Here is a 24,295-nt window from a genome sequence, read left to right as displayed (position 1 = left end):
CGAACCGGGCGGCACGGCGGCTGCACCCGCGGCCCGGTTCCCCAGGCGAGGCCCCGCGATGCTCCCCACCCATGGCCGGCACGGCTATCACCCCTGGCGCGGCCGGCCGCAATGGACCTGGCCGGGCGGGGCGAGGCTGGCCGTCTATCTCGGCGTGAACCTGGAACACTTCGCCTTCGGCGAGGGGCTGGGTGCGGAGCTGGCGCCCGGGGCGAACAGCGGAGGCGGGCTGCAGCCCGATGTGCTGAACCACGCCTGGCGTGACTACGGAAACCGGGTAGGCGCTTGGCGGCTGATCGAGGCGCTGGACGAGCTCTCCCTGCCCTGCACCGTGCTGCTGAACAGCGCGATGTATGACCACGCCCCCGAACTGGTTGCCGCGCACCGCGCCCGGGGCGACGAGATCGCCGGGCATGGGCGCACGAATTCCGAGCGGCAGTCTGTCCTGGCGGAGGCCGAGGAGCGGGCGCTGATCACGGAATCCACCGCGGCCATCGCACGGCACGAGGGCGCCGCGCCGCGCGGCTGGCTTTCCCCATGGATCGCGGAGAGTCGCGTTACCCCGGACCTGCTGGCGGAGGCCGGCTATCGCTACACGCTGAACTGGTGCAGCGACGACCAGCCTGTCTGGCACGCCACGCGCGCGGGCCGGATCCTGGCCGTGCCCTATCCGCAGGAGGTGAACGACATCCCCTCGATTGTCGCACGCAAGGACGGGGCCGCGCAGTTTGCGGAAATGATCGTGGACGATTTCGACGAGCGGCTGCGCCAGGTGCGGGTCGGGGTGCCGCAGGTCATGGGGATCGCGCTGCACCCCTACATCGTCGGCCAGCCCTATCGAATGCGGGCGCTGCGCCGGGCGCTGGGCCATGTGGCGGCCCATCGGGACACAGTTTGGATCACCACCGCCGGCGGCGTTTACGATCACGCCGCCGCCCTGCCTTCCGGACGTCTGCCGGAGTAGTTCGGCACGCGAATTCGTGACCGGCGCTTTCCCATTTCGGCCGCATTCCCCCGCGATGCCGGAGGAATGACGGAGCGCGATCTTCTCGACTGGCGCGGGATCGGCATGGGCTACGTGATCCTGATCTGCATCGCCGGCGGCGTCGGCATGGCCGTGCTGGCACCGCCGAGATGGGGCAACTGGCTGCAGAAGGAGGTTGCCGCCCTCATCCTGGTCGCCCTCTACCTTCTGTGGCTGGTGCTAAAACGGCCTCTCCGCTGGGCGGCCGAGGGCTGGGCCGGGAAGGATCGGGGGCGGCACGAGGGCATGAAGAACCTGGCCGTGATCCTGATGTGCGCGATCTCGGCCGCCTTCTGCGTCGCGGCCTTTCCCCTGGCCTTGCGCTACAGCTGGCCGGCGTCGTGATGAAGCCGGAGCGCCCGGCCTTCGTGGCCTACCCGAACCGGCGCAGCATGGTGGTGGTAATCGCCGCCATGGCACCGCTCGTCTCCCTCATCCTTGCCGCGCTTGTGGTCCACCCCGCGGCCCCACTCGTGCTGCGGATCATCAGCGCGCTGATCGCGGCACCGATCGTCGTCTGGATGGTGCTGAGCCTGATCCTTGCCCTGCAGCGGCGCCCGCTGCTGGTGATCGATGCGGCCGGCGTGACCTGGAGCCGGTGGTCCGATCGGCCGATTCCCTGGAATGCGTTGGAGCATTGGCAGCGCCGACGCTACATCAACTCGGACTTCGTCACGATCTGGCTGAAGGACCCGGCCGCCTACCGGCCGGGACCACTTCAGCGCTTCCAGGCCTGGGGCAATCGGGGGCTCGGCTTCGGGCACCTGACCCTCAGCGGCGGTGGAATGGACCGGAGCTTCACAGAAATGGCGCAGGCCTTCGCGGATTTCGCGCCGAAGCCGCCGCTGCCGGACGACCCGCGACTGGCCCGGCGGCTCGCGGCCGCACGGGCTCGGAATGGCGGCTAGGAGGACACTGTCGGCGCCGGAAGACGGTGCCGGAGCGGATCGGGTGGCCGCCGCATGTCGGTCGGAAAGCCTTGTTGATCCAGCTCAACGACCTGGCGTCGGCGACCACGCGCTCGCAGGAACCCAGACCCTGCCGTCGAAGAGCCGCCGCGCCGTTCGATAGAACGAGCCGGAGCGGGCGTGCCAGGCACCGCCGGTGTCGCGCCCGACATCGGCGCCCACCGTGAGGATGCCGGAGGGCATGCCGAGCCGGATCGGGCCCTCCCCCGCGCCGGGTGACAGGTACTCCGCCGCGACCGTGCCGGCGATCCGGGCGGCGACGGCGGTGCAGAGCGAGATCGTGAGCGGCAGAGCCCGGTGCGGCTGGCCGTTGGAGATGATCCGCGCTGCGAGGTCCATGGCTTCCGCCCGTATCCCGGTCGCCGTGAGATCCGTGAAGGCCGCTGCGGGGCTGAGAAAGCCGACGAAAGGAATGGCTGAGATCTTGCGGGCCGCTTCAAGGTCCGGCGCGATGCCCATGGCGACGGACGCGGCGGCGCGGATCGCCTGCAGGCGGGCCATGACATCGGCCCGCGCCTCGATCGCATCCGGCAGTTCCGTGCCATCCATCCCGATATCGCGGGAGCGGACGAAGACGCAGGCATTCGCCGCATCCACCAGCGACGCCTCGATGCGCGAGCCGTCCTCCAGCGTCAGGACGTCGAGCGGCTGGCCCGTGGGGAGCAGCCGCCCGGTGCTGGCCCCGCCGGGGTCGAGGAAGTCCAGGCGAACCGGCGCCCCCGTGCCGGACACGCCGGGGATGGCGAGGTCGCCGGCGTAGCGCGGCATCCCGCCGGAGACGCCGAAATGTGCGTGGATGATCTTCGCCGTGTTCGTGTTGTGGATGCGGACGGTCGCGTCCCCGTCCGGCACCCGGACCAGTCCCTCCTCCACCGCGAAGGGGCCGACGGCGGAGGACATGTTGCCGCAGTTCTGCCGCCACTCCACCCGCGCCTCGCGGATCTGGACTTGGGCGAACGTGTAGTCCAGGTCCGCATCGGACCGGCTCGGCGGACCGATGATGCAGGCCTTGGAGAGGGAGGAGACACCCCCGCCCATGCCGTCCAGCTGGCGCCCATAGGGATCGGGGCTGCCGAGGGCGGCCGTGAGGATCGGTTCCCAGGCCGTCTGCTCCTCCGGCAGGTCCCGGGCATGGAGCATCAGCGCCTTGCTCGTTCCGCCGCGCATGAACACGGCGGAGATGGGGCGCTGGTCCATGGCCTCAGCCCCCGGTCAGAAGGTGACGACGCTGCGGATCGACTTGCCCTCGTGCATCAGGTCGAAAGCGTCGTTGATCCGGTCCAGCGGCATGGTGTGGGTGATCAGGCTGTCGATGTCGATCTTCCCCTCCATGTACCAGTCCACGATCTTCGGCACATCCGTGCGCCCGCGGGCGCCGCCGAAGGCCGAGCCCTTCCAGACGCGGCCGGTGACGAGCTGGAAGGGACGCGTGGAGATCTCGGTACCGGAAGGTGCGACGCCGATGATGATGCTCTCGCCCCAGCCGCGATGGCAGCACTCCAGCGCCTGACGCATGGTGTGCACGTTGCCAACGCACTCGAAGGAGTAGTCGGCGCCGCCATCGGTCAGGTCCTGGATCGCCTGCACCACCTTGTCGCGCCCGACCTCGTCCGGGTTCACGAAATGGGTCATGCCGAACTTCCTGGCCATCTCGGCCTTGGCCGGGTTCAGGTCCACGCCGATGATGCGGTCGGCGCCCACCATGCGCGCGCCCTGGATCACGTTCAGCCCGATGCCGCCAAGGCCGAAGACCACCACGTTCGATCCGGGCCGCACCTTTGCCGTGTAGATCACGGCGCCGAGGCCGGTGGTGACGCCGCAGCCGATGTAGCAGATCTTGTCGAAGGGCGCGTCCTCACGGACCTTCGCGACCGCGATCTCCGGCAGCACGGTGAAGTTGGAGAAGGTGCTGCAGCCCATGTAGTGCCACATCGGCTTGTTCGGGCTGTCGCAGGAGAAGCGCGACGTGCCATCCGGCATTACGCCCTGCCCCTGGGTGGAACGGATGGCGGTGCAGAGATTGCTGCGCTGGGAGAGACAGGTCTTACAGTTCCGGCACTCCGGCGTGTAGAGCGGGATCACGTGGTCGCCCGGCTTCACGCTCGTTACCCCCGCGCCCACCTCGCGCACGATGCCCGCGCCCTCATGCCCGAGAATGCAGGGGAACTTGCCCTCCGAATCCAGGCCGGAGAGCGTGTAGGCATCGGTATGGCAGACGCCCGTCGCCATGATCTCCAGCAGCACCTCGCCCGGCTTCGGGCCCTCAAGGTCCACGGTCTCGATGGTGAGGGGCTTGTTCGCCTCCCAGGCAACGGCGGCACGGGTCTTCACGGCGCGGCGGCTCCCCTTCCGGATCAGGCGATGCTTCTATCCGCCACGGTGCCGATGCAACAGGGGAGCGGGAAGTGACGCCGGAGGAACTGACGGCACGGGTGCGGGAGGGGGTGCCTCTGGCCGGCGCGCTGAACATCTCCGTGCTGCGCGGAGACGCCACCTCGGCGCTGGTCCGCCTTCCCCCCTCTCCGCTCTCGCTGCGTCCAGGCGGCAATGCCTCCGGCCCCGCTCTGATGACCCTGGCGGATGTGGCAATCTGGGTGCCGGAGCTGGTGGCCACCGAGGGCGGCGACCCCACCCGCACGGCGAACCTTCAGATCGCCTTTCTCCGCCCCGCCGGGAACAGCGGCGTGCAGGCGGAAGTGCGGATCATCCGGCGCGGGCGGAGCAGCCTCTACGCTGAGGTCTGGATGCGCGCGGAGGGCGACGGAAGGCCATGCGCCCACGTCACCAGCACCTGGATGCGCGCCCCGCCTCCCTGACGGACATACCCCGCCCCCGGGAACACGCCTGCGTGAGCCCGTGCGCGGACTGGCCCCTGCCGAACCCACGCCTCGACGGTGAGACAAAGGCTTGCCGGACAAGGGTGAAGCGAGCCGTGAGCGACTCGGGCGAGCTTTCCCGGACTTCCACGCGCGCCGGGCGCAGCGCGCCCGGCAGCGCGGCGTTCCCGCCATGGACGGACGCCCTCGGGCACCCGGCTCGGCAACAGATCAGGCACGGAGCGAATCATGGCTGGCGTTAAAAGCCTCGACGACCTTTTCCTCACCACGTTGAAGGACGTCTATTACGCGGAGCGGCAGGCGCAGAAAGCGCTGCCGAAGATGGCGAAGGCCGCCCACACGCCGGAGTTGCGTGACGCCTTCATGCTGCACAAGGACCAGACCGCCGGACAGGTCGAGCGCCTGAAGCAGGTGTTCCAGGCCATCGGCAAGCGCCCGCAGGGCGTAACCTGCGAGGCGATGAACGGCCTGAACGCCGAGTTCGAGGAACTGCTGGAGGAGGCGAAGGAGCCGAGCGCCGTTCGCGACGCCGGCATCATCGCCTGCGCCCAGGCCATCGAGCACTACGAGATCGCCCGCTACGGCGCGATGCTCGCCTGGGCCAAGGCGACCGGCAAGACGGAGGTCGTGGAGCTTCTGAAGGCGACGCTGGACGAGGAGAAGCAGACAGACGCCCAGCTGAACAAGATGGCGAACGGCCAGGTCAACAAGGCGGCGGCAAAGGAAGCCGCCTGACCGCGCGAAGCCCCGTGGCGCACCCTGAGGAAGCGTTTAAATCTCCGTAGATCAAACAGGTAAGGTGTCAAACCGCCTGTTTCGGGCGATCGGGAATCAATAGCTTACAGCGGATTTGGCAAACCTTTCCGGGCCGGCGATTAGCCGGCCCGGGATCCTGCGAATCGGTGGACGTGGACGCCGCATGTTCTAAATATGTTCTCGTCATGCTGACGCTTCGCCCCTCCCCTCCTCCACCTCTCCGAGCTGACCGAGATCGGGAGGAACTGACCCGCATCTGGGACAGCGTGGGCGCGGACGAGCGGAAGGTGCTGATCGCCCATGCCCGCGCCGTGGTGGAGATGACTGGCGCCGGGCGCCGGACGGAGAAGCGGCTGTGACGCTCGACCCCGACCAGTCCTGGCCCGCGGAGACGATGCGCACCGTTGGCCGCGCCTGGCGCGCGGCGGCCGGGGAAGGAAAGGACCCCCTCCCCTGCGTTGAGGCGGCAGAGGCGGCCTTCCTAGCCGCCGGCGGCCGCGCGGAGGACCCCCGGCAGAGCGTCCTCGCCATAGTCGCCCACCTGGTGCGCGACCACGGCGACTGGATGTGCGGTCCTCGGGAGGCTTGGTTGTCGCGCAATCGCCGCCCCGAGCCGGATCCCTGGCCCAGCATCTTCGACCCACCGGAGACTGTGGGGTAGCGGGCCTGGATGGGTGCCGGCCGATCCCACGCCCTGGATGGGCGGCCCACGCCGGTTTCCCGCCTCGTTACCCTCCGCAGCATGAAGCTGGAGGTGCGGTGCTCCTGCGGCCGGGCCGTGGATCTGCCGGTGGATGAGGTTCTGCGGCTGGGCATTTCGCCAAGGCTCTGCGTCTACGAGCTCGGCAAGCGGCTGCGCTGCGTCACGGAGCAGGGCGGCTGCGGCCAAAGGGGCGCGGCGAGCGTGGTGGGCGTGAAGGGCTGGGGCAGGTAAGACCTGCACCATGTCGGACCCCACCTACCAGCCCCCCTATAAGCCGGTTTCCAGCACACCCTACGACCAGCCCGACCCCGCGCGGGTCGGCGTCACGCGGATGAACCCCTTCGAGCACTTCTGCGCCGTTTGCGGGGCCGGCGCGGGCTTCGGCTTCGGAGGCGACTTTATGCGCGGTGAGCCGGGGCTGTGGGCATGTATGAAGCACCGTGCTGAGGTCGAGCAGAGGTGGAGGCGGGGGTAGCGACGGCCGGTCGCCCTCCCATCGTAAGCAACCAAGCGCCCTGTCAGGGTCGGGCACCGTCATGCGAAGAGATTGTGCCGAGCTGCCTGCCCAGCAGCGCCCAGAACCGCGACATACCGGCCCGGAGACATCTACCCCGGGGAGCCTTCATGGTGACGATCATGGTTTACTGCTGGCTCTGACCGCGATTCTCAAAGGGAAAGTCATGGATGAGAATTTAAAGCGTCGAATGGACGCTGCACTCGCGGCCGATAGGGCGGCCTCAAAGGAAGCCGCTGAAAAGGAGGCAGCTAAGGCAGAGCGAATCGCAGCGGCAAGTAAGAAGTACGGCGAGCTTCGAGCGACTGTTGTTTTACCTACGTTGGAGCGATTCGCCGCTCACCTGTCAGGTGAGCCATGGAAAGTGCAGGTGATCAGCAAATCGGAGCACACGAGCAAAGACATCGTCGGCATCCTGATTGATAGATCTGCCGGCACAGGACCCGGGTTGAGCGAGGTTCTTTCACCAAGTCTGGTCATTGAGTGGTTTTCCCACATGGGTACAGGCCACTTGCGGACGCACCTCAATAATGCTGGCCGTTACCGCGACACGGAGGAGCAGAAGCTTGAGGTAGATCAGATTAACAAGGCTTTTCTCGAGGAGAAGCTAGTCGCGTTCTTTGAAGAACTGACGCGCGCCAAGAATCGGCGATAGAACCAATTGGGACTGGAGCAGCATCTAGGCTCAGGACCCATTAATCTGCTTGCGCCGGAGGGCGGCATTGTGATTCTGGGTCTATCGGAGGTCCCGCCATGTCCACTCCGCCCTTCCTGCTGTCCATCGCCCAGATGCGCCGCCTCGCGCCGCACTTCCCGCTCTCGCATGGGGTGCCGCGGGTGGACGACCGGCGAGTGATCAGCGGGATTATCTTCGTCATCCGGCGCGGGCTGCAATGGCGGGACGCCCCTGCCGGCTACGGACCTCACAAAACGCTCTACAATCGCTTCGTCCGCTGGAGCCGTATGGGCGTATTCGACCGCATCTTCGCCGCGCTGGCCGCCAAGGCAGGGACGCCGAAGCGGATCATGATCGACAGCACGCACCTCAAGGTCCATCGCACTGCGGCCAGCCTTCTCGAAAGGGGGCTTTTCCCCGCTGCCTCGGCCGCACCAAGGGCGGCCTGAACTCGAAGTTCCATGCCGCCTGCGACGACGAGGGGCGGCCCGTCGTCTTGCTGCTCACCGAAGGGCAGATGAGTGACCATCGCGGCGCCGCGATCATGTTCCCCCGCCTGCCGCCCGCCCACGATCTCATCGCGGATCGCGGCTACGATAGCCGCCGCTTCAGGGCCGCGCTGGAGGCGCGCGGCACCGCTCCGTGCATTCCCTCCACCCGGAGCCGCAAGATCCCGATCCCGCACGACGCGATCCTCTACAAGCAGCGCCACCACATCGAGATCATGTTCGGCCGTCCAAAGGACTGGCGTCGCATCGCCACTCGCTACGACCGCTCCGCCCATACCTTCTTCGCTGCGGTCGTCCTTGCATCTATCGTCACATTCTGGCTCCCACCCTGAAGGAACACCGGGCAAAGGGCGGTCAATTTGGAGGCTTGCTTGTCGACCGACCCGCTTTCGCCAGACATCGATAGCTGCCGCTACCTCTACCTTCGACGCCTCTGGGAGCCGTGGGAGAACGGGCTCGGCGTCACCGTGGACGAGGCGGTCGTGGGCTCGGGCAAAGTTCCGGATACAGCGACGTCGGTCGGCCCCATAGTTGTCGGTACGCAGAGCCGCGCCTTCCAACTCATCTGGCCGAGGTACGTCGCCTACTCCGTCACGAACGAGAGCTACACGGTACTGCGGGAAGCGGACCGGATCGCATCCGGCCGACTGCTGATTCGGTACGCGGCGTCCGAGTACCTTGACCACCTCCACAGGGCGACAATCTACGGAGAGATGACCGACTTTCTTGGCGAGATGATCCACATCCGCCTCGTCTGCCTCAACCACATCATCGATGTGGTGAGCGGCGATATCCCAGAGGTGCAGTCAGTCCCGCCGCGTCCATGGAATGAGTCCTGAGCCTAGCTGTTCCCTTGATCTCGTGCGGGCTGCATGCCCTGTGGAGCGGCTTCACATGCGGCACGCATCCAGAATTGGCGAGAACGATGCTGGAGCGAGGATTGTGCGATGTCGGCTGAAGATGACCGGCTGAACCTAGTCAACCAGTTTGCCCCTGGCACCCTGGGCTGCCACGAGGCGCTCCACACCACGTCGATCCTCCACGACCTGGTGGAGCGGCAGCTCTGCGAGCATCACGCCGTAAAGCTGAACCCCGAGTGGGCCGCGACCGCCCAGCGCGCAGCCAACGAGCTGTGGACGCTTTACCAGGCAATCGGGGCAGACCACCTGCAGGTGGATCCGCAGAATGCGGACGTACTTCGGAGTGCTGGACGCAAGAATTCCCAGTCGAGACCGGGAACCGGCGGATGAGCGACCGGACGGAAGAAATCCGCGCAGCGACAACGGAGGTTAAGTGCTTGCCCTTTGATCGAGAGAATCACTGGAACTTTCAACATCAAGGCCGACAGCTTGCTGTCCGCGCTGAGCCGGCAAGCACGCCCGGGAGGCGTGAGTGGTCCATTGCGGTTTACGAGAACGGTGTTCGCCTAACGCCTATGTGGACCTTCGCCACAGACGATCAGCCAGGAGCCTTTCCTGGAGTGGAGGCCGTAGTTCTTGATCATATGGCCAACGGCATCATCGAGATGATTCGGCGAGAGGATTTAAAGTTACCCTCAGCGTGAGTGAGGCTGGTCGCGGGTTACGCCTCGAAGCCCAGCCTGAAACGCAAAAAGCCGCCCCGGAGGAAGTTCCTCCGAGGCAGCTTCACGTTGACGGAGCTGATCAGGCGGCTAGGCCGCTGATGAGAACCTCGCGCGCCGGCGGGCGCCGGCCGACGTGCTGGGCGACGCTGTAGGTCACGTCTACCTCCTCGATCGAGAAGCGCCCGAAGACCTCGCGCACGCCAGGCGTGTCGTTGAGGGAGAGCAGGAAGCGACCCTTCAAGCCGGCCAGAGCCTCGGCCAGCAGCTCGAAATCGCCGCGGGCGAAGACACCCTCCCCATAGTCCGTCTCGCAGCCCCAGTAGGGCGGATCGAGATAGAAGAGCGTGCCCGGCCGGTCGTAGCGCTTCAGCAGCTCGGCATAGGGAAGGCGCTCAATGACGACGCCGGAGAGGCGCTCGTGCACCTCCTCGAGGGTGCCCGCCAGCTTCGCCACGTCGAAGCGTGCAGGCGTCGCCGGATCCACGCCGAAGGTGCGGCCATTCACCTTGCCCCCGAAGGCCAAGCGCTGGAGGTAGAGGAAGCGAGCAGCGCGCTCGAGATCGGTCAGCGTGTCCGGATTCGCGGCGTTCAGCCGCTGCCACTCTGCCCGGCTGGTGAGCTGCCAGCGGAGCATGTCCATCAGCGGCACGTAGTGGCGCTGCAGGATTCGGAAGAGGTTCGCGACGTCGGTGCTGATGTCGTTGATCACCTCCGCCTTCGCCCGGAACGGACGGCGCAGGAAGATCCCGCCCATGCCGATGAAGGGCTCGACGTAGGTGGTGTGCGGGATAGCGCCCAGGCGGGCTATGACGCGGCGCGCCAGGTTGCGCTTGCCGCCCAGGTAAGGGGCGGGCGTCGCCGCCGGCGAAGCCGGCAGAAGGGTGGACTCCATGTTCTCTCGACGTTCTACTAGCCCCCTCCCCGGCCGGGGGAAGCGGGGCGGATTCTTCCGTGCATGGCCACCAACCATGCGGCTCGGGCGGTTGCAGCCGCCTGGGCCCCCGCGCCGGTGCTGGCGCGGCGGACATCGCCGAGAGCCCGCATTTTGGCGAGGCCCCGTCGAAAACTCCAGCCCTGGGCGATTCGCGTGCCTAGGACTGGAAAAAAGCGATACTCGGACAAATATGACCGAATGCGCTTGACGCTCGGACAAATCTGCCCGATGCAGTGCGCATGAAGCCCGCCGACCTCCTCCGCCGCCTCAACCGCCTCGCCACCAAGCGCGGCTGGTCGATCGAGGTGAAGGAAGGCGGGCGCCACACGAAGCTGACGCTGAACGGCCGCTCCACCACGGTCCCCCGCCACGCGGTTGACCTGAAGACCGGCCTGCACCGCGCCATCCTGAAGCAGCTGGGGATCACCCCGGCGGACCTGGAGGAGTGACCCCCATGCGCTACGCCTATCCCGCGCTGCTGACTCCCGAGGAGGAGGGCGGTTTCAGCGTTTCCTTCCCGGACGTACCCGAAGCCCTGACGCAGGGCGATGACGAGACCGAAGCCCTGGACATGGCGCGGGACGCGCTCGTGGCCGCCCTGAGCTTCTACGTCGATCGAGGAGACGCTCTGCCGGCGCCGTCGGCGGTTGACGGCGGGCGCCTGGTGCCGGTGCCAGCGCTGGCCGCAGCGAAGCTCGCGCTGCACGCGGCGAAGGTCGAGCAGGGCATCAGCAACAGCGAACTCGGCCGTCGGCTGGGGAAGGATGAGAAGGAGGTGCGCCGGCTCCTCGATCCCACCCACGGCAGCCGCTTCGAGGTGCTGGAGGCCGCCCTGGCGGCGCTGGGCCGCCAGGTAGTGCTGGAGGTGGACGCGGCCGCCTGAGCCGCTACAGGCCCAGCGCCTTGGCCGTGATCGGCCCGACCACACCGTCCGCCTGCAGGCCGCGCGCGGCCTGGAGCTGCTGCACCGCGACCTCGGTCGCCCGGCCGAAGACGCCGTCGACCAGGATGGCCGGGCGATTCGTCGCCCGGTTCAGCGCAGCTTGCAGGCGCCGCACCGCGTCGCCCTCCATGCCGATGCGGAGCATGCCCACGATGGGCAGCGCCGGTGCCGGCGCGCCGGCCAGGTCCGCGTAGACCGCGGCAAGCTTCTGGTCGTAGGCGTTGGCCTTGTACGAGGGCCCGTTGTACCGGGCCGCGAAGGCCGCCCAGGCACGTGCGCGCAACAACGGCGCCCAGCCCTGGTGGATGATGAACGCGACGAAGGCGTCCAGCTGCCGCCCCTCGCTCTCCGACATGGCCGCCACGAAGGCCTCCACATCCTCGAAGCCGCAGGCGCGGTGATTGGAGCCGAGGATCTGCGGCAGGCCCCAGGAGGCGCTGGACAGGGCCGCAGCGCGGTCCAGGGCCGCAGCCTCCTCCAGCCGCGCCCATTCCCCCACACCGCCCACGTAGAGCTTGCGGTGCCAGGGCTGCTGGGAAACGCCCGGGTGGGTCGCGTCCCAGCGCCGATTGGTCGCCCGGCTGAAGAGGTGCGCCTCCAGGAGGATGCGCGGGCGGCCGTCGGCCAGGAAGCCGCCGGCGGTGCCGGTCTCCACGGTCAGCACCGTCTGCACGGTGGGCACGTCCACGCCGAGCGCTATGGCGGCCCGGGCGCGGTCCCCGGGAGTGAGCCCCGTCCCCTGCCCAGCCATCAGCGCGCGAGCCCGGAGACGCGCAGCAGCGCGCCGGCGGCGGCCTGCACGGCCGCCTGGGGGTCCACGCCGGCCGCGGCCGCGGCCGCCGCCGCCCGAGCGGGCAGCTGCGCGGCGGCGGCGCGGGTGATGAGGCGGCCCACGCCGGTCGCGTCGCCGCCGACCTTGGCCAGGCTGTCCCGCACCTCGGCGGTCATGTCCGCCTGCAGCTCGTCCAGCACGGCCTGGATCCGCGCCGCGTCCTCCGGAGAGGCGAGCACGGCGAGGTTCAGCATGTGGGCCGCCCGGCCGGCGAAGTCGGCCAGGCGCGCGAGGGCGGTGCTCTTCTCCACCTCGGCGTGGGCGGCGGCGGCGGCATCCGCCTGCTCGCCGCGGGCGACGAGGCTGCGCCAGCCCGCCTTCAGGGTGGCAAAGCCGGCGCCCACCACGCCTGCGGCGACGAGGGAGGCGGCGCCGGCGACGAGCTTCTGCCCGAAGACGGCGATGAAGAGGCTGAGCATGGAGATCTCCGGGCCGCGGACGCGCGGCGGCGCCGCCGGCGGGCGCCGGCGGGTGGGTGGGCTCGGGCTGCTGGACGGGTGCTAGGGCGCGGGTGGCAGCTGGACGGGGACGAGGATCCCGTCAGGCAGCTCCAGCGTGTTGCCGGCGGTCTGCCGCCGCCCGGGAGGCGTGCGGAGCACTAGGTCGCGCAGCGCCTCGAGGCGGCGGTTCTGCAGGTCCTCCGCCGCTTCCTGGGCCTTCTCGTGGGCATCCAGGCGGGTGCGCTGGGTGACCACCTCTCGATCGAGGCTGCGGACCTCGCCGAGGATCCGGTCCGCGTCCGTCCGCGCCTCAGCCCGGGCCACCAGAACGGCCTGGGTGGCTGCCACCTGGCCGGTCTCCAGCTTTGCCAAGCGTTCGGTGAGAGAGCCGGCCAGCCGCTCCACGGCGCCGGCCTGGTTGTCCATCCGCGTGGACATGGTGGCGCGCCAGCCACCCTCGGCGACAAGCCAAGCGCCAAGGCCGATAGCGAGACTCAGGATGGTCAACCCGGGCGCGAGCCAAGGGGACGGAGCGCGCGGGCCCGGGTTCGGAGCGGGCATCAGAAGCCGCTCACGCCGCGGGCGCCGATGGCAGCGCGGGAAAAGGCCGCCAGGGTGTCGGTCATGGGCGAGGTGAACGAGGCCGGGAAGATGTAGACCGCGGCCTCGTCGCAGCTGCCCAGGCGCGTGCCGCCGTAATCCGACCCGAGCAGGATGCGACGGGTGAGGTTCAGCAGCGAAGTCTTGCCCACGAGGGAGACGGCGGCCGAGGTGTTCGCCGTCTTGTCCCAGGTGCGGACCTCCACCCCCGGGGTCCGGGAGGCGATCAGCAAGCGCCAGGTCGTCAGGTCGGGCACGTCCGGCGTCGGCCAGCCATTGCTGGCGGGCGTCGGCGGCGTGGTGTTCCCGGTCACGCTGTAGGAGAGCATCCCCGCGCTCGCATGCGGGGCGGCCTGGCCAGAAGGGACGCCGTTGGTCCCGAACATCAGGCCGAAAGCGGAGGCGATGTTCTGGGTGGGATCCGAGCCGAAGGTGCCGGCGAACACCGGCCGGTCCGCCGTCGCCGTCACATTGGCCGACTTGGCGCGCCCCACCACAGCGATGGTGATGGCGTCCAGCTCTGCCAGCAGCGTGTTGATGGCCGCCACCTGGTTGCCGGTGAGGGTGGCGTAGTTCTGCGCGAAGGTCGGCGTCCCCACGACGGCACCAGCAGCCGCCTTCAGCGATGCCCGGTTCATGCAGGACTTCTCGGCGTCGCCGCCGAGGTAGAAGACCCCCGCCGGGGCGGGAAGGCTGTCCGGCAGGGCGACCCGCGGGGCACCGCTGAAGTCGATGCCGGCGCTGGTGCCGGCGAGGTTGATGGCCATCTCGGTCCTATGGGGATCAGGCGGCCACGGCCTGCTGACGGAAGGTCAGCAGCTGGTTCGCCATGCTGTAGGGCTTGCCGATCTCGGCGGGCAGGTTCTCGGCCGGGTCCATACGAGCGGTCGTGGTGCCGTCCGGGTTCTGGATAGGCGGCAAGTAGCGGTAGGCCTCGAAGGCGAGCTGGTCGTCGCTGTCCTCCACGAAGGTGCGACCACTGCCCGCCGCGGCCGAGCCGGCCGTGACCCAGGGCGCGTCCTGCGGCGTGCGGTTGACGGTGAGCCGGATCGTGGCCTGCCCGACGATGTCGACGGCCGTGACCGTCAGCGCGCCGAGGCTGTCAGTGACCGTGAAGCCCTTGCTGGCCACCGTCGCCGGATCCACCCGCGTCCACCCGTTGAAGGGGCTGGCGAAGCGGATCGGGCCCTTGCGGGGGTTGAGGCCGATCAGCACCTCGCGCCCTCGCCAGAGGATCTGCATGGGCCGCAGCGGCTCCCAGCTCCGCCCGAGGTTGATCACCTCGTGCAGCACCTGGCCGAGCTTGTTGCCCGCCCGCGCGTGGGAGTTGGCGGAGGGGTGCTGGTCCGTGCCGCAGTTCTGGTAGTTCCCCATCGGCTGGGCGAGCACGACGTAGGGCGAGCGCTGGGCGGCCAGGATCTGCCCCATGCTGACGCCGAGCTGGTAGGTGTCCTGCTGGAAGCCGCCCGAGGTCTGGTTCAGCACCCAGAGCGGCGGGTACTCGTTGTCGGTCAGCGGCAGGATGTAGGTGATCCAGTCCGCCACGTACTGGAGGAAGAGGGCGCACCAGGCCTCGGCACTGTTCGCCAGCCCCACCCCCGCCACGTTGGCCTGCCCCTGGTCGAAGAGGATGGCGAGCACGACGAAGGGCTTGCCCAGCGCCTGCGCCGCGGCCTTCTGGGCCAGGACGATGTCCCGCATGTAGGACCAGTAGGAGGCCCCGTTGCTGCCCTCCGGAGCCGAGCCGTAGGACAGCAGCTCAATGCTACGGCCGGGATACCCCGTGGCGTTGCTGCCGAGCACGAGGTCCGGGGTGGTGACCGGCACGCCGCGGTGTGCCGCGCTGAGCCGCAGGAAGGCGTTGACGGCGGTGGTCTGGAAGAACTCGGCGGCCGAGGTCGAGACCAGCCCGTGGAAGTTCGCGTCGCCGATGGGGACCGCGTTCGCGCCGCCCATGGTGAAGCGCTGGGAGGTGCCGATCTGCCAGTTGTTGCCGAGCGGGACGGTGGTGATGCCCGGTCCGAAGCCGCCGCCCACCGAGAGGCTCTGGCCGGCGCCGTTGATGGCGCCGATGGCACCAATCCGAGGCGGCTGCGTCAGCGCCTTGCGGAAGCTCGCCAGCCCGCGACCCTGCGCCATGACGTCGGCGTCGAAGCCGAGCAGCTCGGCCGCCGTGAAGCCCGTGGTGGTGCTGCCGCCGCCCGATCCGCCGGAGCTGCCCCCCATGGAGAGCGGGATGATGTTCCCGAACTCGTCCGCGAGGCCGATCTGGTAATCCGTCGCGGCGTTCTGCGAGAGCGTGACACCGCCGATGCGCGTCTGCCCGTTGGGAAGCAGCTCCACGCCGCCGCTGCTACCCACGCGGCCGATGGTCACGGTGCCGTTCGCGGCAACCTGGATGATGGTGCCGGCCGCGTAGAGCAGCTTCCCGTCGCCCGAAAGCTCCAGGCCGACGTTGCCGTTCGCGTCCTTCACCACCAATCCGGCGGGGTCGTTGCTCGAGCGGGAGACCATCGCCAGCAGGTCGGCCAGCGTGAGGCCCTGATAGGTCCAGGCCCCCGAGAGGTACTGGTACAGTCCCCGGTCGGTGCCGGCGCCGTAGACCACGCCCAGGGCGCCTGCGGCCGGTGCCGGCGTGCTGGCCTGCAGCGCGGCCAGGGTCAGCGCCATGCGGGCGGCGTTGGCAATGGAGGCGGCGGTGTTGTTCGCGGCGTCCTCGGACCGTCCCTGCGCGATCTGGGCGCCGGTGCGGGCCGCCTCCGACCCCGTCCGCGCGTCCTGCGCGGCGGTCACCTTCGGGTCAATCTGCGCCGTCACCTGGTCCGCGACGGCGGGGGCCACCTTCTGCGCCAGAGCCGTATCCACGGCAGGCGGAACCTTCGCGGCGACGGAGGCATCAACGGCGGGCGGCACCTTGGCACCCACCTCGGTTGCCACGTCGCCCGGGATCGCCTCGCGGATCCCCACCACCTGCTGGCGCGACATCTCGACCGCCTGGGCGTCGTCGGAGACCTGCTCCACCTGGGGCGCGATCGTGGCGAGAGCATCGTCGCGGATGGCCTGCTGCGTGACGTGCACGCTCGCGGGGCCGCCTGGGGCGTCTCGATCGACGGCGGGGATCAGGAGGCCGGCGGGAAGGCTGCCGCTGTCGTCCGCTTCCACCTGGGGAAAGTCAGGGATCGTCGCCCCGGCCAGGTGCGTGCCCTCCAGGGAGAGCAGCGCCGTATCGGGCGAGGCGAGCCACATCGCCTGCTGCGGGACCGGGCCGCCCGGCGGCTCCGGCACCACGTCGAAGAGCATCCAGTTCAGGACGGGCTTGTCGTTGCCCTTCTGCGCGCGGACGGCCCAGCGCTCCCCGACCAGCGGGGCCCGATAGGCGCAGCGGAACAGCCCTGGCTTGCCGGGTACCGGCACCCCGGGAAGATCCACGAGGACGTTGGCCGGCGAGCGCCAGGTGAAGGTTACCGGGTCCGTCACAGCGGCGGGCTTGCGCGCCTCGTCGCGGAACTGGATCTCGGCCGTGACGGCGTTCCCGATCCAGACGCGCGGGCGCACGACGTCCGTGTCGGGCAGCAGCCCGAGATCGGCCGTAACAGCGGTCATGTAGGGGGCCTCGCAAGCGGCATCGCCGCGCAGCCCGGAGGGTGCGCGGAGGTGCAGGCTCAGGAAATGACGGGGTGGCTAGGCGCTCAGAGGGACGAAGCGGTCCTGAAGAGGTTGTCGACCTGCTGATCGGTCAGCGGGATCCCGGCCGCCAGGCTTTCCACCAGCGTGCCGCTCCTCTCCACGACGGTGGCATATTCCCACTCGAGCTGGGCGGCGCGGCCCGCTGCCGCGACAGCCGCATCCACCTCGTCCAGGAGGCCGGCCTGCAGAAGAGCGAGCCGCGCCTGTCGGGGTGTGATGGAAGCCGGGACGGGGTCCTGCGGAGCCTCGGCGTGCGGCGGCTCGGAGAACGTGCTGCCGTCGTAGAGCCACCCCTCTCCCACACTCTGTGAGCCGGGACCGGACAGTTCCACGAAGGCGGGGATCAGGTCCGGGTGGTAGCGCTCCTCCAAGGGAGGGGTGTCGGCGGGGATCTTCACGATCTCGGCCACGACACCGCCCTGCACGCGGGCAAAGGTCTGCATCAGGCGTACTCCCACACGCGAACAAGTCCATCGGCGCCGCCACCTCCGAGAGCTGTGCCTCCCGCGCCGGCGAGGAGGCATGCGCCCGAGCCGCCGGCGCCTGGGCCGGTGCCAGGGTTGCCGGAGGAGGTGCTGCTCGAGAGCGGAGCGCCGCCGCTGAGAATGCTGCTGCCGCCCTCACCAGAAGCGGGGTTGTTGCCGTAGAAGGCCGGCTTCCCGGTGCCACCAGTCCCGTTAGAGCCGCCGTTGCTGTCCGATCCACCTGACCCGGAGCCACCGGGTGCCTGACCGACATAGGCCGTAATTGAGGTGCTCTGCGCAGAACCGGTCGTCCCGCCGCCGCCGCCCGTTGCCGAGAACAGCGAGCCGAAGGAGCTGGTGCCGCCATTCGCTCCAGAGATACCCCCCAGGCCGCGGGTCACCATTACCCCAGCGAACCCGGAGGTCAGCAGCCCCTCCGCGCAACCGCCGCCTCCCCCACCGGAACCAGCCGAGCACTGCCCTGCGCCAGTGGGAGCGGCGTTGCCGCCGCCGCCGCCGCCCCCCACCACCTGGACGTAAACCATCTTCGTCCCGGTTGTGGGCGTATAGACGCCGGAGGGCAGCCGCCGGACGGCGAGGAGGCGGCCCCGCAAGGCATCCTTCAGCGTCTTGGAGCCGTCGATCGGAAGCCCGACATCCAGGAGGAGCCCCACGAGCTCCTCCTGGATCATGTTCAGCCACCAGGCGCGAACGCGGGTGGCCAGCTTGCCGATGGCCGGATTGCCGCCCGAGAAGTACCCGACCGTACCGGTGGGTGCGAAGGCGGGCAGCGTATCGACGGCGGTTTCGTCCTGGATGCGGCGCATCTCAGCTGCTCCCGTAGGCAAATTGGAGGGTGGTGTGCCCGGGGCGGATGCTGCGCAGCCGGCACTCCAGGGCCTGGTTGCCCCAGGCGGCGAGCGGCTCATCGGCCGCTGATTCGTCGGCGCCGAACTCGGTCACCGTCGTCTCGGGTGCATGCACCCGCCAGGTGTAGGCCCACACCGGGTCGTAAGCAGGCGCGTCCGCGACCAGCTCGTCGGCGCGGGCCGGCGCGAACTCCTCGATGGTGATCGCATAGCCGAGCTGCGCGGCCTGGCCGATGAAGTAGCGGCGCGACTGCCCGCCCTGGGCGGCGAGGCGGGCCACCACCTGGCGGCGGCGCCCCTGCAGCGTGTCAGGCTGGCCGGTGCAGGCGTCCGGCAGGCCCAACGTCATCTCCCATTCCGGGAGCATCTGCAGGGCGGTGCCGGGGAAGGCGCCGGTGACCAGCATGCGCGCCGCGTTGCAGACGCGCGTGACCGAGGGCACGAGGCCCCGGCCGACGGTCTCCTGGTCGGTGCCCAGGGCGCGGGGCCAGATCGGGCCCGTCGGCATGAGGGCCTGCACCGTGCCCTGCCCCTGCACCGTCACCCGGACGTCCAGGCGCTGCCTGTCCGAGGCCATCGGCGCGGCGGCGGGCGGGAGCGGCCCGGCGGAGGCTGGGGCAGCTGCCGGCGGCGCGGCGCGGAGCCGGGGCAGCATGCCGGCGGCGGTGTCGCCGCGGGCATTGGCCTCGCCCAGCACGTGCTTCGGCCGCTCGTAGTACTGCGAGACCACCTGGCCGGCGCCGGCCGCCGTCGTCTGGCGACGGAGGAGGTTGCCGGCGGGGCGCTCATCCCCTCGGGTCAGCTCGTAATTGATGAAGTCGATCTGCTCCTCGAGGGAGCTGCCCTGGATCGGCTTTCCCGCCCAGCGGCGGAAGTTCTCCTGGCGATCGGCATGCCACTGGGCGATGCCATAGGCCTTGCCCTGATCGCCGACGGCGGCGTTGTCCAAGCCGCGGCCGCTTTCGTGGCGGAGGTTGGCCAGGATCCCGGCCGCCTGCTCGTCGGTCCAGCCGTGCCCCTTCAGGCGATCGAAGGCCGTGCGCTGCCGCGCCGTGGCCTCCTCGTCCCCGAAGGTGCGACGCTGGAACCCGCCGACGTCGTCCTGCGCGCGGCGCCGGTCCGAGCCGCTGGCCATGCCGGTCACCCGCTCCGGGCGGTTCATCACGCCGAGGAGCATGGCAAGGCGATCGCCGATGTCCGCCCAGGACTTCAGGCCCCGCTCGGTGTCATCCTGGGGCGAGGCGGCGGCGCGGCGCTCCGCGCTCTCGCGCCCACGGTCCAGCAGCCAGTTCCAGGGCCGGCCGATCCAGTCGTCGCGGCGGCGCGGGACGTAGTCCTGCCCGTCGGTCTCCGCCCGGCGCTGCTTCGCCTCGGCCTCGGCCTGGGGCGTCGTATCCTCGCCGAGGCTGCCGATGCCGCCGCCCGGCGTCGGGGCGTTCGCATCGAACCACCACCGGCCGACGGGGCTTTCGGCGAAGCGATTCACTGCCCCCACCCACTCGCCCCACTTGCGGGTGATCTCCTCCAGCTCGACGCCGAAGCCCTTCGGGAAGGCGAGATCTCCGAGGCCGCTGACGAGGGTGCCGACGCCGCCGGTGACCACGCCCAGGTTCTTGCCGATCTCCTCCCACGGCGCGCGCTCGAGCGCGCCGGAGACCGCGCTGATGCCCTGATCGAGCTTCAGGCCGAGCCAAACTCGGCTGCTGGAGATCCAGGTCGCGAAGCGGTTGAGGGCGGGCGTCAGAGCCGGCGCCAGGCGGGCTGCGAAGGTGTTGGCCAGCCCCGTCCCGGCAAGGTTCAGGCGGGCCTGCGCCGCCTCGAAGTCCCGGGCAGCCCGCGCCCCCTCTTCGCTGGTCGCGCCGAAGCTCTCGGCCTCCGCGCGCAGATCCGCCAGGCCGCGCTTCCCGCGGGAGAGCATCGGGATCAGGCCAGGGGGCAACCGGAGGGCGCCCATGACGCGCGCCTGCAGCGCCGGATCCCCGATCTTGGTCAGCCCTTCGGCCACCTCGGGGAGGACGTCGGCGGCGGTGCGGGCCCGGCCGGAGGCGTCGCGCATGCTGATTCCCAGCATGCGGAGGTAGGCGGCAGCCGTGTCGTCGCGGCCGCCGACGGCATCCGTGACGGCATCGCCCAGGCCCACCATGCCCTGGGCCACGTCCTCGGCCGAGGCGCCGGCAATCTGCGCCGCCGCCTGCAGGCCGTTCATGTCGGGAACAGCCGTCTTGGTCCGCGTAGCGAGGCGGCCGAGCTCGGCGTTGGCCCGGGACCAGCCGGCCGCCAGGCGGTAGACGCCGGCGACGGTGCCGGCGGCCGTGATGGCCGAGAGCGGGGGCACGATGGCCCCGATGTTCGCGGCCGCGCTGCGCGCCCCGCGGGAGATCCGGTCGAACTGCAGGCCGCGCCCAAGCTCGGCCCCGACCCGCCGGACAGACTGCCCCAGCCTGTTGGCCGAGGTCGTCATCCGCCCGGTGGGCTTGGTGAAGAGGTCGATCGCGCTGATCGAGACGCTCAGCGCGCCGGCGGTTGCCGTGGCCATGTCAGAGGCGTCCCATCTCGGCGGCGCGCCTCTCCCACCAGAGGAGCTCGGTCACCGGCATGTTCAGGCAGTCCCGCGGCCCGAAGCCGCAGGCGATCGTCACCCGCCCTGCGAGGCGTCCCCAGCCACCGGCAGGACGGGCAACTTGAAACGCTCGAAGTAGCGGTCCGCGAACTCGATCACCTGCGGGAGCAGCAGGTGCAGCACCGCCTCCGGCAGGGTGCCGTGCTTGCGCATGAGGTGCTGGACCGTCTGGATGCCCGTCGGCTTCAGCGTCGCCTCGTCCAGGGACTGCGCGCTCGGCGGGGACAGGATCACGTGGTCATAGTCGGTCCCGGCGAAGCTGAGCTTCGGGAACCGGATCGTGCGGGAGGGGATCGCCTCCACCACGTCGACGTCATCGGCGGCCATGCTGGTCTCGCTCATCTCAGACCTCCGTCACCTTCGGGCCCTCGAAGCGGAGCTCGATCGTCTGCTCGTCGCCTTCGACCGCGACGGCCTCGACGCACGCCATGTCGTTGCCGGTCGCGCGCTTGCCGTTGGTCAGCTCGAGCGAGACGGAGACGCCGGCCAGGTTCGTGTAGTCCTCGGTCGAGATGCCGAGGATGTTGCGGACCGTGGCCTTGATGAAGCCGGGGATGGGCGTGAGCTTCCAGCCGTGGAAGCCGTCCATGCCCATCATGGCCTCGCGCTTGACGGTCGCGACGCCGTAGCCGGTGCCGGAGACCACGGGCAGCCCGAGGCCGTCCATGGTCAGATAGGCGGTGCCCCCAAGGGCGTCGGTGTCGATTGCCATGGATCAGTTCCCCGTGGACTGGCGGAACTGCACGCGCGCGGCGAACTGGCGGAACTGGTCCACCGGGATGATCGGCAGCAGGCCATCCACGCGGCAGCGGTTGGAGGAGCTGCGCTGGACGTCCAGCGCCTCGGCGAAGCGGCTGTACTGCTGGACCAGCCCGTCCTCCTGCATCGCGCGGTACTCGCTCAGGAGGTAATCGCGGATGATGAGGCGGGTGATCCGGCGCGAGCCGGGCTTGGGCTTCTGGGCGTCATCGACCAGCACGCACCGCCCGAACCGGCTGGTGATGCCGGCCTTCATGCGCCGAATGGCGGCCGCGATGCAGTAGAGCCGCTCCGGGTACATGTAGCTGTCGTCCGGGGCGCCCTGGGCGTTCTGCCGATAGCCCGTGACCAGGGTGTCCGTCAGCACGGAGCCATCCGCCTGCACGACGAAGCCGCCGAGCCCGTTGTTCACGAGCGTGTTGCGGTCGCCCACCCCGAAGCGAAGGTCGGAGGAGGGCGGCAGCATGTCCACCGGCAGGCCGTGCAGCGGCAGGCCCGGGTTCGCCCGGAGGCTCGCCGCGCAGGAGCCGGCCAGGCTGGCCGCGATCTGCGGGGTGAAGGAAGGCGACCCGTTGAAGGGCAGCACCACCGTGTACTGGTCGTTGCGGGCGGCGCTGAAGGTCAGGGCGCCGGAGAGAGTGCCGCGGAGGGCCGAGAAGGCGCCGCCGTAGAGCATCTTGTCCCAGGACCAGCGGGCGTCGATGTGCGCGCGCAGGGCGTTGAGGCTCGTCGTGTCCGTGAAGGGCAGGACGTAGAACTCGAAGGCCTCGTCGTTCAGGTTGGCCAGGGCGGCCACCAGGTCGGGGTTGGCGGTACCGCCCGACATCGGGCCGATGGTGATGGCGAGCCCGGCTGGGCCCACCTCGCCCCCGAGGGAGCCGAGGTAGTTGCGCACGACCTGGATGTCGTTCCCGACCTCGCCCTTGGAGCGGGCGGTGAGGGTCACGACGGCCGCGGCGGCGACGGCCGTCACCGGCAGGTCGCCGGCGGCGTTGACGGCGGCGGCGATCGCGGTCGCGATCTGGGCCGTGGTCTGGCTGGGCGCGACCGCGTACTGCACGCGGCGGCCAGCGATGTAGAGGCTGTCCGTCCCGGCCGCGCTCGGGGCGGAGGTGACGGTGATGGTGCCCGTGGCGGCGACGCCGGCGGCGTTGTCGGCCAGCGGCAGCACGTGGGTCTCGCCCGTGGGGTCCTGCTTGCGATAGGCCTGGGCCATCAGCGCCAGCTGGGAGCCGCGGCCGGCGCGGTTCTGCACCCAGGGCACGCTTTCCAGCACCGCGCGCACGTTCGGCGCGATGTCGGCTGCGGTGTTCTTCTGGCCGATGATGAGGGTGCGGAGGCTGCCAGCGGTGTTGGAATTGGCGCCGGAGTTGTCCACCTCCGCGTAGAACAGCGTCGTGCGGAGGTTGGCCGGGATCTGCGTGAAGCCGTCCATCAGGCGGGGTTCTCCTCATCCGCATCGGGCGGGGTGAAGACCGCCTCGGGGGCGGGCTCGGCGGGGGTGTCGGGGACCGGCTCCGGGGCCGGCGTGGCGGAGGCCTCGGCCTCCGGAGGCGGACTGCCCTCCTGGGCGTCCTGGTCGCGCAGCACGCGGACCCAGTGCTCGGTGCGCTCCACCCAGCGGCCCTCGGGCGGCAGGAAGTCGTGCAGCACCGGGTCGGGCACCTTCGTGCCCTCCCGCGGAATGACGTAGATCATGGAGGCTCCTACGGGGCCGAAGGCGCGAGGACGGGGCGCAGGGCCACGTCGGGGCCGACGCAGCAGCCGCTGTCGGGCTGCTCGACGTTGAAGGTTTCCGGCCAGATGAACTCGAAGGCGAGGAGCCCGCGGCCGAGGGCAAGCTCCGAGCTGCGCGTGTCGATGCCGAGGGTGGTCTTCACCCCCTCCACGCGCTCGATCACGCGGGCGGGGCCGATAACCAGGCCGGCGTTCGTCAGCACCAGGTCGCGCGCGAGGCCGGTCAGCTCCTCGAGCTCGGCCTCCACCTCCTCCGCATCGCGGGAACGGTCGCGTACCCGGACCTCGACGCCGAGGATCCAGCTGGCCTGGAAGCGGGACTGGGCGGAGGTCCCGCCCAGGCGCTTCAGCTCTTCCTGCCAGCCATAGACCAGGAGGGCGGGGAAATCCCCCTCCTGCAGAGACCAGGTCCGGGCGCGAAAGACGCGCCCTTCGACCTGGGGCATCCCGGCCCGGAAGATCTCCGTCACCCGGTCGCGGACCGTGGCGCGATGCGGGGGGCCGCTCATCCGATGCGTCCCAGCTCGAGGTAGACCCAGCCCTGGCCGTCCGGCAGCGCCTCGGCGACGTCGTATGTGACGCCCCGGACCACTAGGCGGTCTTTCTGGCGATGCTTGAAGCCGGGCGGGAAGTCCGCCTGCCGCACGCCGAGCCAGGTCTTGGCGACCGAAGAAGGAGCCACCTCGTCCTGCATCAGGACCTGCAGCTGCGTGCGGTCGAAGATGCCCCGCAGGCCGTCCGGCATATCGGCCTGATCCCGAGGGACGTAGGCGATGGGCTCGCCGAACGCGGCCAGCAGGGCCGCGCTCGTGAGCGCGTCGATGTCGACGGCCACGGC

Annotated in this window: 32 protein-coding genes; 15 read left to right on the top strand and 17 right to left on the bottom strand. The window is 69.9% G+C overall.

Annotation, left to right across the window (positions count from 1 at the left end):
- The first annotated feature begins 58 nt into the window (after window positions 1-58).
- From J5Y10_RS08955 to J5Y10_RS08945, 3 genes are all read left to right on the top strand, one after another.
- Entirely contained in the window at window positions 59-964 is a 906-nt protein-coding gene (locus J5Y10_RS08955) for a polysaccharide deacetylase family protein (protein WP_209372791.1), read from the top strand.
- Window positions 965-1,030: 66 nt separating this feature from the next.
- Complete coding sequence (locus J5Y10_RS08950; RefSeq protein ID WP_209372789.1) at window positions 1,031-1,369, top strand: hypothetical protein; 339 nt, start codon at window positions 1,031-1,033, stop codon at window positions 1,367-1,369.
- A complete protein-coding gene (locus J5Y10_RS08945) occupies window positions 1,369-1,932 on the top strand; it encodes a hypothetical protein (protein ID WP_209372787.1) in 564 nt (187 codons plus the stop codon). Before J5Y10_RS08950 ends, J5Y10_RS08945 begins: the two co-directional genes overlap by 1 nt.
- Before the next feature lie 84 nt (window positions 1,933-2,016).
- Here the strand turns inward: J5Y10_RS08945 and J5Y10_RS08940 are convergent, their stop codons facing one another.
- Window positions 2,017-3,189 carry a 2-methylaconitate cis-trans isomerase PrpF family protein gene (locus tag J5Y10_RS08940; RefSeq protein ID WP_209372785.1) on the bottom strand — a complete coding sequence of 391 codons (1,173 nt, stop codon included), beginning with the start codon at window positions 3,187-3,189 and terminating at the stop codon, window positions 2,017-2,019.
- A gap of 15 nt (window positions 3,190-3,204) precedes the next feature.
- Window positions 3,205-4,323 carry an S-(hydroxymethyl)glutathione dehydrogenase/class III alcohol dehydrogenase gene (locus J5Y10_RS08935; RefSeq protein ID WP_209372783.1) on the bottom strand — a complete coding sequence of 373 codons (1,119 nt, stop codon included), beginning with the start codon at window positions 4,321-4,323 and terminating at the stop codon, window positions 3,205-3,207.
- Window positions 4,324-4,397: 74 nt separating this feature from the next.
- Here J5Y10_RS08935 and J5Y10_RS27800 point away from each other — a divergent pair, with 74 nt between their 5' ends.
- From J5Y10_RS27800 to J5Y10_RS08885, 10 genes are all read left to right on the top strand, one after another.
- Entirely contained in the window at window positions 4,398-4,808 is a 411-nt protein-coding gene (locus J5Y10_RS27800) for a PaaI family thioesterase (protein WP_209372781.1), read from the top strand.
- 249 nt (window positions 4,809-5,057) lie between these two features.
- The gene (locus tag J5Y10_RS08925; RefSeq protein WP_209372780.1) at window positions 5,058-5,564 is read left to right on the top strand and encodes a YciE/YciF ferroxidase family protein; all 507 of its coding nucleotides are present in this window, start codon (window positions 5,058-5,060) and stop codon (window positions 5,562-5,564) included.
- 206 nt (window positions 5,565-5,770) lie between these two features.
- Entirely contained in the window at window positions 5,771-5,944 is a 174-nt protein-coding gene (locus tag J5Y10_RS08920) for a hypothetical protein (RefSeq protein ID WP_209372779.1), read from the top strand.
- Entirely contained in the window at window positions 5,941-6,246 is a 306-nt protein-coding gene (locus tag J5Y10_RS08915; RefSeq protein WP_209372778.1) for a hypothetical protein, read from the top strand. The genes J5Y10_RS08920 and J5Y10_RS08915 overlap by 4 nt, the downstream gene beginning before the upstream one ends.
- A 9-nt stretch (window positions 6,247-6,255) precedes the next feature.
- A complete protein-coding gene (locus J5Y10_RS08910; RefSeq protein WP_209372777.1) occupies window positions 6,256-6,519 on the top strand; it encodes a hypothetical protein in 264 nt (87 codons plus the stop codon).
- 10 nt (window positions 6,520-6,529) lie between these two features.
- On the top strand, window positions 6,530-6,763 hold the full coding sequence (locus J5Y10_RS08905; RefSeq protein ID WP_209372776.1) for a hypothetical protein: 234 nt from the start codon (window positions 6,530-6,532) through the stop codon (window positions 6,761-6,763).
- Between the two features lie 205 nt (window positions 6,764-6,968).
- Window positions 6,969-7,457 (top strand): hypothetical protein, encoded by a 489-nt coding sequence (locus tag J5Y10_RS08900; protein ID WP_209372775.1) that lies wholly within the window; start codon window positions 6,969-6,971, stop codon window positions 7,455-7,457.
- Window positions 7,458-7,555: 98 nt separating this feature from the next.
- A protein-coding gene (locus J5Y10_RS08895; RefSeq protein ID WP_209372774.1) for an IS5 family transposase occupies window positions 7,556-8,319 on the top strand; the annotation gives its coding sequence in 2 pieces (ribosomal slippage) (window positions 7,556-7,892 and window positions 7,892-8,319; 765 coding nt in all).
- A 39-nt stretch (window positions 8,320-8,358) separates the two neighbouring features.
- Window positions 8,359-8,826 carry a hypothetical protein gene (locus J5Y10_RS08890; RefSeq protein ID WP_209372773.1) on the top strand — a complete coding sequence of 156 codons (468 nt, stop codon included), beginning with the start codon at window positions 8,359-8,361 and terminating at the stop codon, window positions 8,824-8,826.
- Window positions 8,827-8,934: 108 nt separating this feature from the next.
- The gene (locus tag J5Y10_RS08885) at window positions 8,935-9,237 is read left to right on the top strand and encodes a hypothetical protein (RefSeq protein WP_209372772.1); all 303 of its coding nucleotides are present in this window, start codon (window positions 8,935-8,937) and stop codon (window positions 9,235-9,237) included.
- A 414-nt stretch (window positions 9,238-9,651) separates the two neighbouring features.
- On the opposite strand, the gene J5Y10_RS08880 is transcribed toward J5Y10_RS08885, so the two are convergent.
- The gene (locus tag J5Y10_RS08880) at window positions 9,652-10,464 is read right to left on the bottom strand and encodes a DNA adenine methylase (RefSeq protein WP_209372771.1); all 813 of its coding nucleotides are present in this window, start codon (window positions 10,462-10,464) and stop codon (window positions 9,652-9,654) included.
- Between the two features lie 281 nt (window positions 10,465-10,745).
- Here J5Y10_RS08880 and J5Y10_RS08875 point away from each other — a divergent pair, with 281 nt between their 5' ends.
- Window positions 10,746-10,955, top strand: a complete 210-nt coding sequence (locus J5Y10_RS08875) for a type II toxin-antitoxin system HicA family toxin (RefSeq protein ID WP_209372770.1) — start codon at window positions 10,746-10,748, stop codon at window positions 10,953-10,955.
- A gap of 5 nt (window positions 10,956-10,960) precedes the next feature.
- Window positions 10,961-11,389: a type II toxin-antitoxin system HicB family antitoxin gene (locus J5Y10_RS08870; protein WP_209372769.1), complete on the top strand. Its 429-nt coding sequence runs from the start codon at window positions 10,961-10,963 to the stop codon at window positions 11,387-11,389.
- Between the two features lie 4 nt (window positions 11,390-11,393).
- Here J5Y10_RS08870 and J5Y10_RS08865 read toward each other — a convergent pair whose 3' ends face one another.
- From J5Y10_RS08865 to J5Y10_RS08800, 14 genes are all read right to left on the bottom strand, one after another.
- A complete protein-coding gene (locus J5Y10_RS08865; protein ID WP_209372768.1) occupies window positions 11,394-12,200 on the bottom strand; it encodes an N-acetylmuramidase domain-containing protein in 807 nt (268 codons plus the stop codon).
- The gene (locus J5Y10_RS08860; RefSeq protein WP_209372766.1) at window positions 12,200-12,700 is read right to left on the bottom strand and encodes a hypothetical protein; all 501 of its coding nucleotides are present in this window, start codon (window positions 12,698-12,700) and stop codon (window positions 12,200-12,202) included. The genes J5Y10_RS08865 and J5Y10_RS08860 overlap by 1 nt, the downstream gene beginning before the upstream one ends.
- Before the next feature lie 81 nt (window positions 12,701-12,781).
- The gene (locus J5Y10_RS08855; RefSeq protein WP_209372764.1) at window positions 12,782-13,228 is read right to left on the bottom strand and encodes a hypothetical protein; all 447 of its coding nucleotides are present in this window, start codon (window positions 13,226-13,228) and stop codon (window positions 12,782-12,784) included.
- 53 nt (window positions 13,229-13,281) lie between these two features.
- Window positions 13,282-14,088, bottom strand: a complete 807-nt coding sequence (locus tag J5Y10_RS08850) for a hypothetical protein (protein WP_209372762.1) — start codon at window positions 14,086-14,088, stop codon at window positions 13,282-13,284.
- A 16-nt stretch (window positions 14,089-14,104) separates the two neighbouring features.
- Window positions 14,105-16,924 (bottom strand): hypothetical protein, encoded by a 2,820-nt coding sequence (locus J5Y10_RS08845; protein WP_209372760.1) that lies wholly within the window; start codon window positions 16,922-16,924, stop codon window positions 14,105-14,107.
- 86 nt (window positions 16,925-17,010) lie between these two features.
- Complete coding sequence (locus tag J5Y10_RS08840; RefSeq protein ID WP_209372758.1) at window positions 17,011-17,451, bottom strand: hypothetical protein; 441 nt, start codon at window positions 17,449-17,451, stop codon at window positions 17,011-17,013.
- Entirely contained in the window at window positions 17,451-18,299 is an 849-nt protein-coding gene (locus J5Y10_RS08835) for a hypothetical protein (protein ID WP_209372756.1), read from the bottom strand. The genes J5Y10_RS08840 and J5Y10_RS08835 overlap by 1 nt, the downstream gene beginning before the upstream one ends.
- Window position 18,300: 1 nt before the next feature.
- The gene (locus tag J5Y10_RS08830) at window positions 18,301-20,877 is read right to left on the bottom strand and encodes a phage tail tip lysozyme (RefSeq protein WP_209372754.1); all 2,577 of its coding nucleotides are present in this window, start codon (window positions 20,875-20,877) and stop codon (window positions 18,301-18,303) included.
- A gap of 99 nt (window positions 20,878-20,976) precedes the next feature.
- Window positions 20,977-21,303 (bottom strand): hypothetical protein, encoded by a 327-nt coding sequence (locus J5Y10_RS08825; protein WP_209372752.1) that lies wholly within the window; start codon window positions 21,301-21,303, stop codon window positions 20,977-20,979.
- A 1-nt stretch (window position 21,304) separates the two neighbouring features.
- Window positions 21,305-21,673: a phage tail tube protein gene (locus tag J5Y10_RS08820; protein ID WP_209372750.1), complete on the bottom strand. Its 369-nt coding sequence runs from the start codon at window positions 21,671-21,673 to the stop codon at window positions 21,305-21,307.
- Between the two features lie 3 nt (window positions 21,674-21,676).
- On the bottom strand, window positions 21,677-23,155 hold the full coding sequence (locus J5Y10_RS08815; RefSeq protein WP_209372748.1) for a phage tail sheath C-terminal domain-containing protein: 1,479 nt from the start codon (window positions 23,153-23,155) through the stop codon (window positions 21,677-21,679).
- Window positions 23,155-23,418, bottom strand: a complete 264-nt coding sequence (locus J5Y10_RS08810) for a DUF2635 domain-containing protein (RefSeq protein WP_245214455.1) — start codon at window positions 23,416-23,418, stop codon at window positions 23,155-23,157. Before J5Y10_RS08810 ends, J5Y10_RS08815 begins: the two co-directional genes overlap by 1 nt.
- A gap of 8 nt (window positions 23,419-23,426) precedes the next feature.
- Entirely contained in the window at window positions 23,427-23,966 is a 540-nt protein-coding gene (locus J5Y10_RS08805; RefSeq protein WP_209372746.1) for a hypothetical protein, read from the bottom strand.
- Window positions 23,963-24,292 carry a head-tail joining protein gene (locus tag J5Y10_RS08800; RefSeq protein WP_209372744.1) on the bottom strand — a complete coding sequence of 110 codons (330 nt, stop codon included), beginning with the start codon at window positions 24,290-24,292 and terminating at the stop codon, window positions 23,963-23,965. The genes J5Y10_RS08805 and J5Y10_RS08800 overlap by 4 nt, the downstream gene beginning before the upstream one ends.
- Between the last annotated feature and the right edge of the window lie 3 nt (window positions 24,293-24,295).

The organism is Roseomonas indoligenes, from assembly GCF_017813365.1.
Classification (GTDB): domain Bacteria; phylum Pseudomonadota; class Alphaproteobacteria; order Acetobacterales; family Acetobacteraceae; genus Roseomonas; species Roseomonas indoligenes.
The sequence above is the reverse complement of the archived record's forward strand: the minus strand, read 5'-3'. Positions and strand labels throughout refer to the sequence as shown.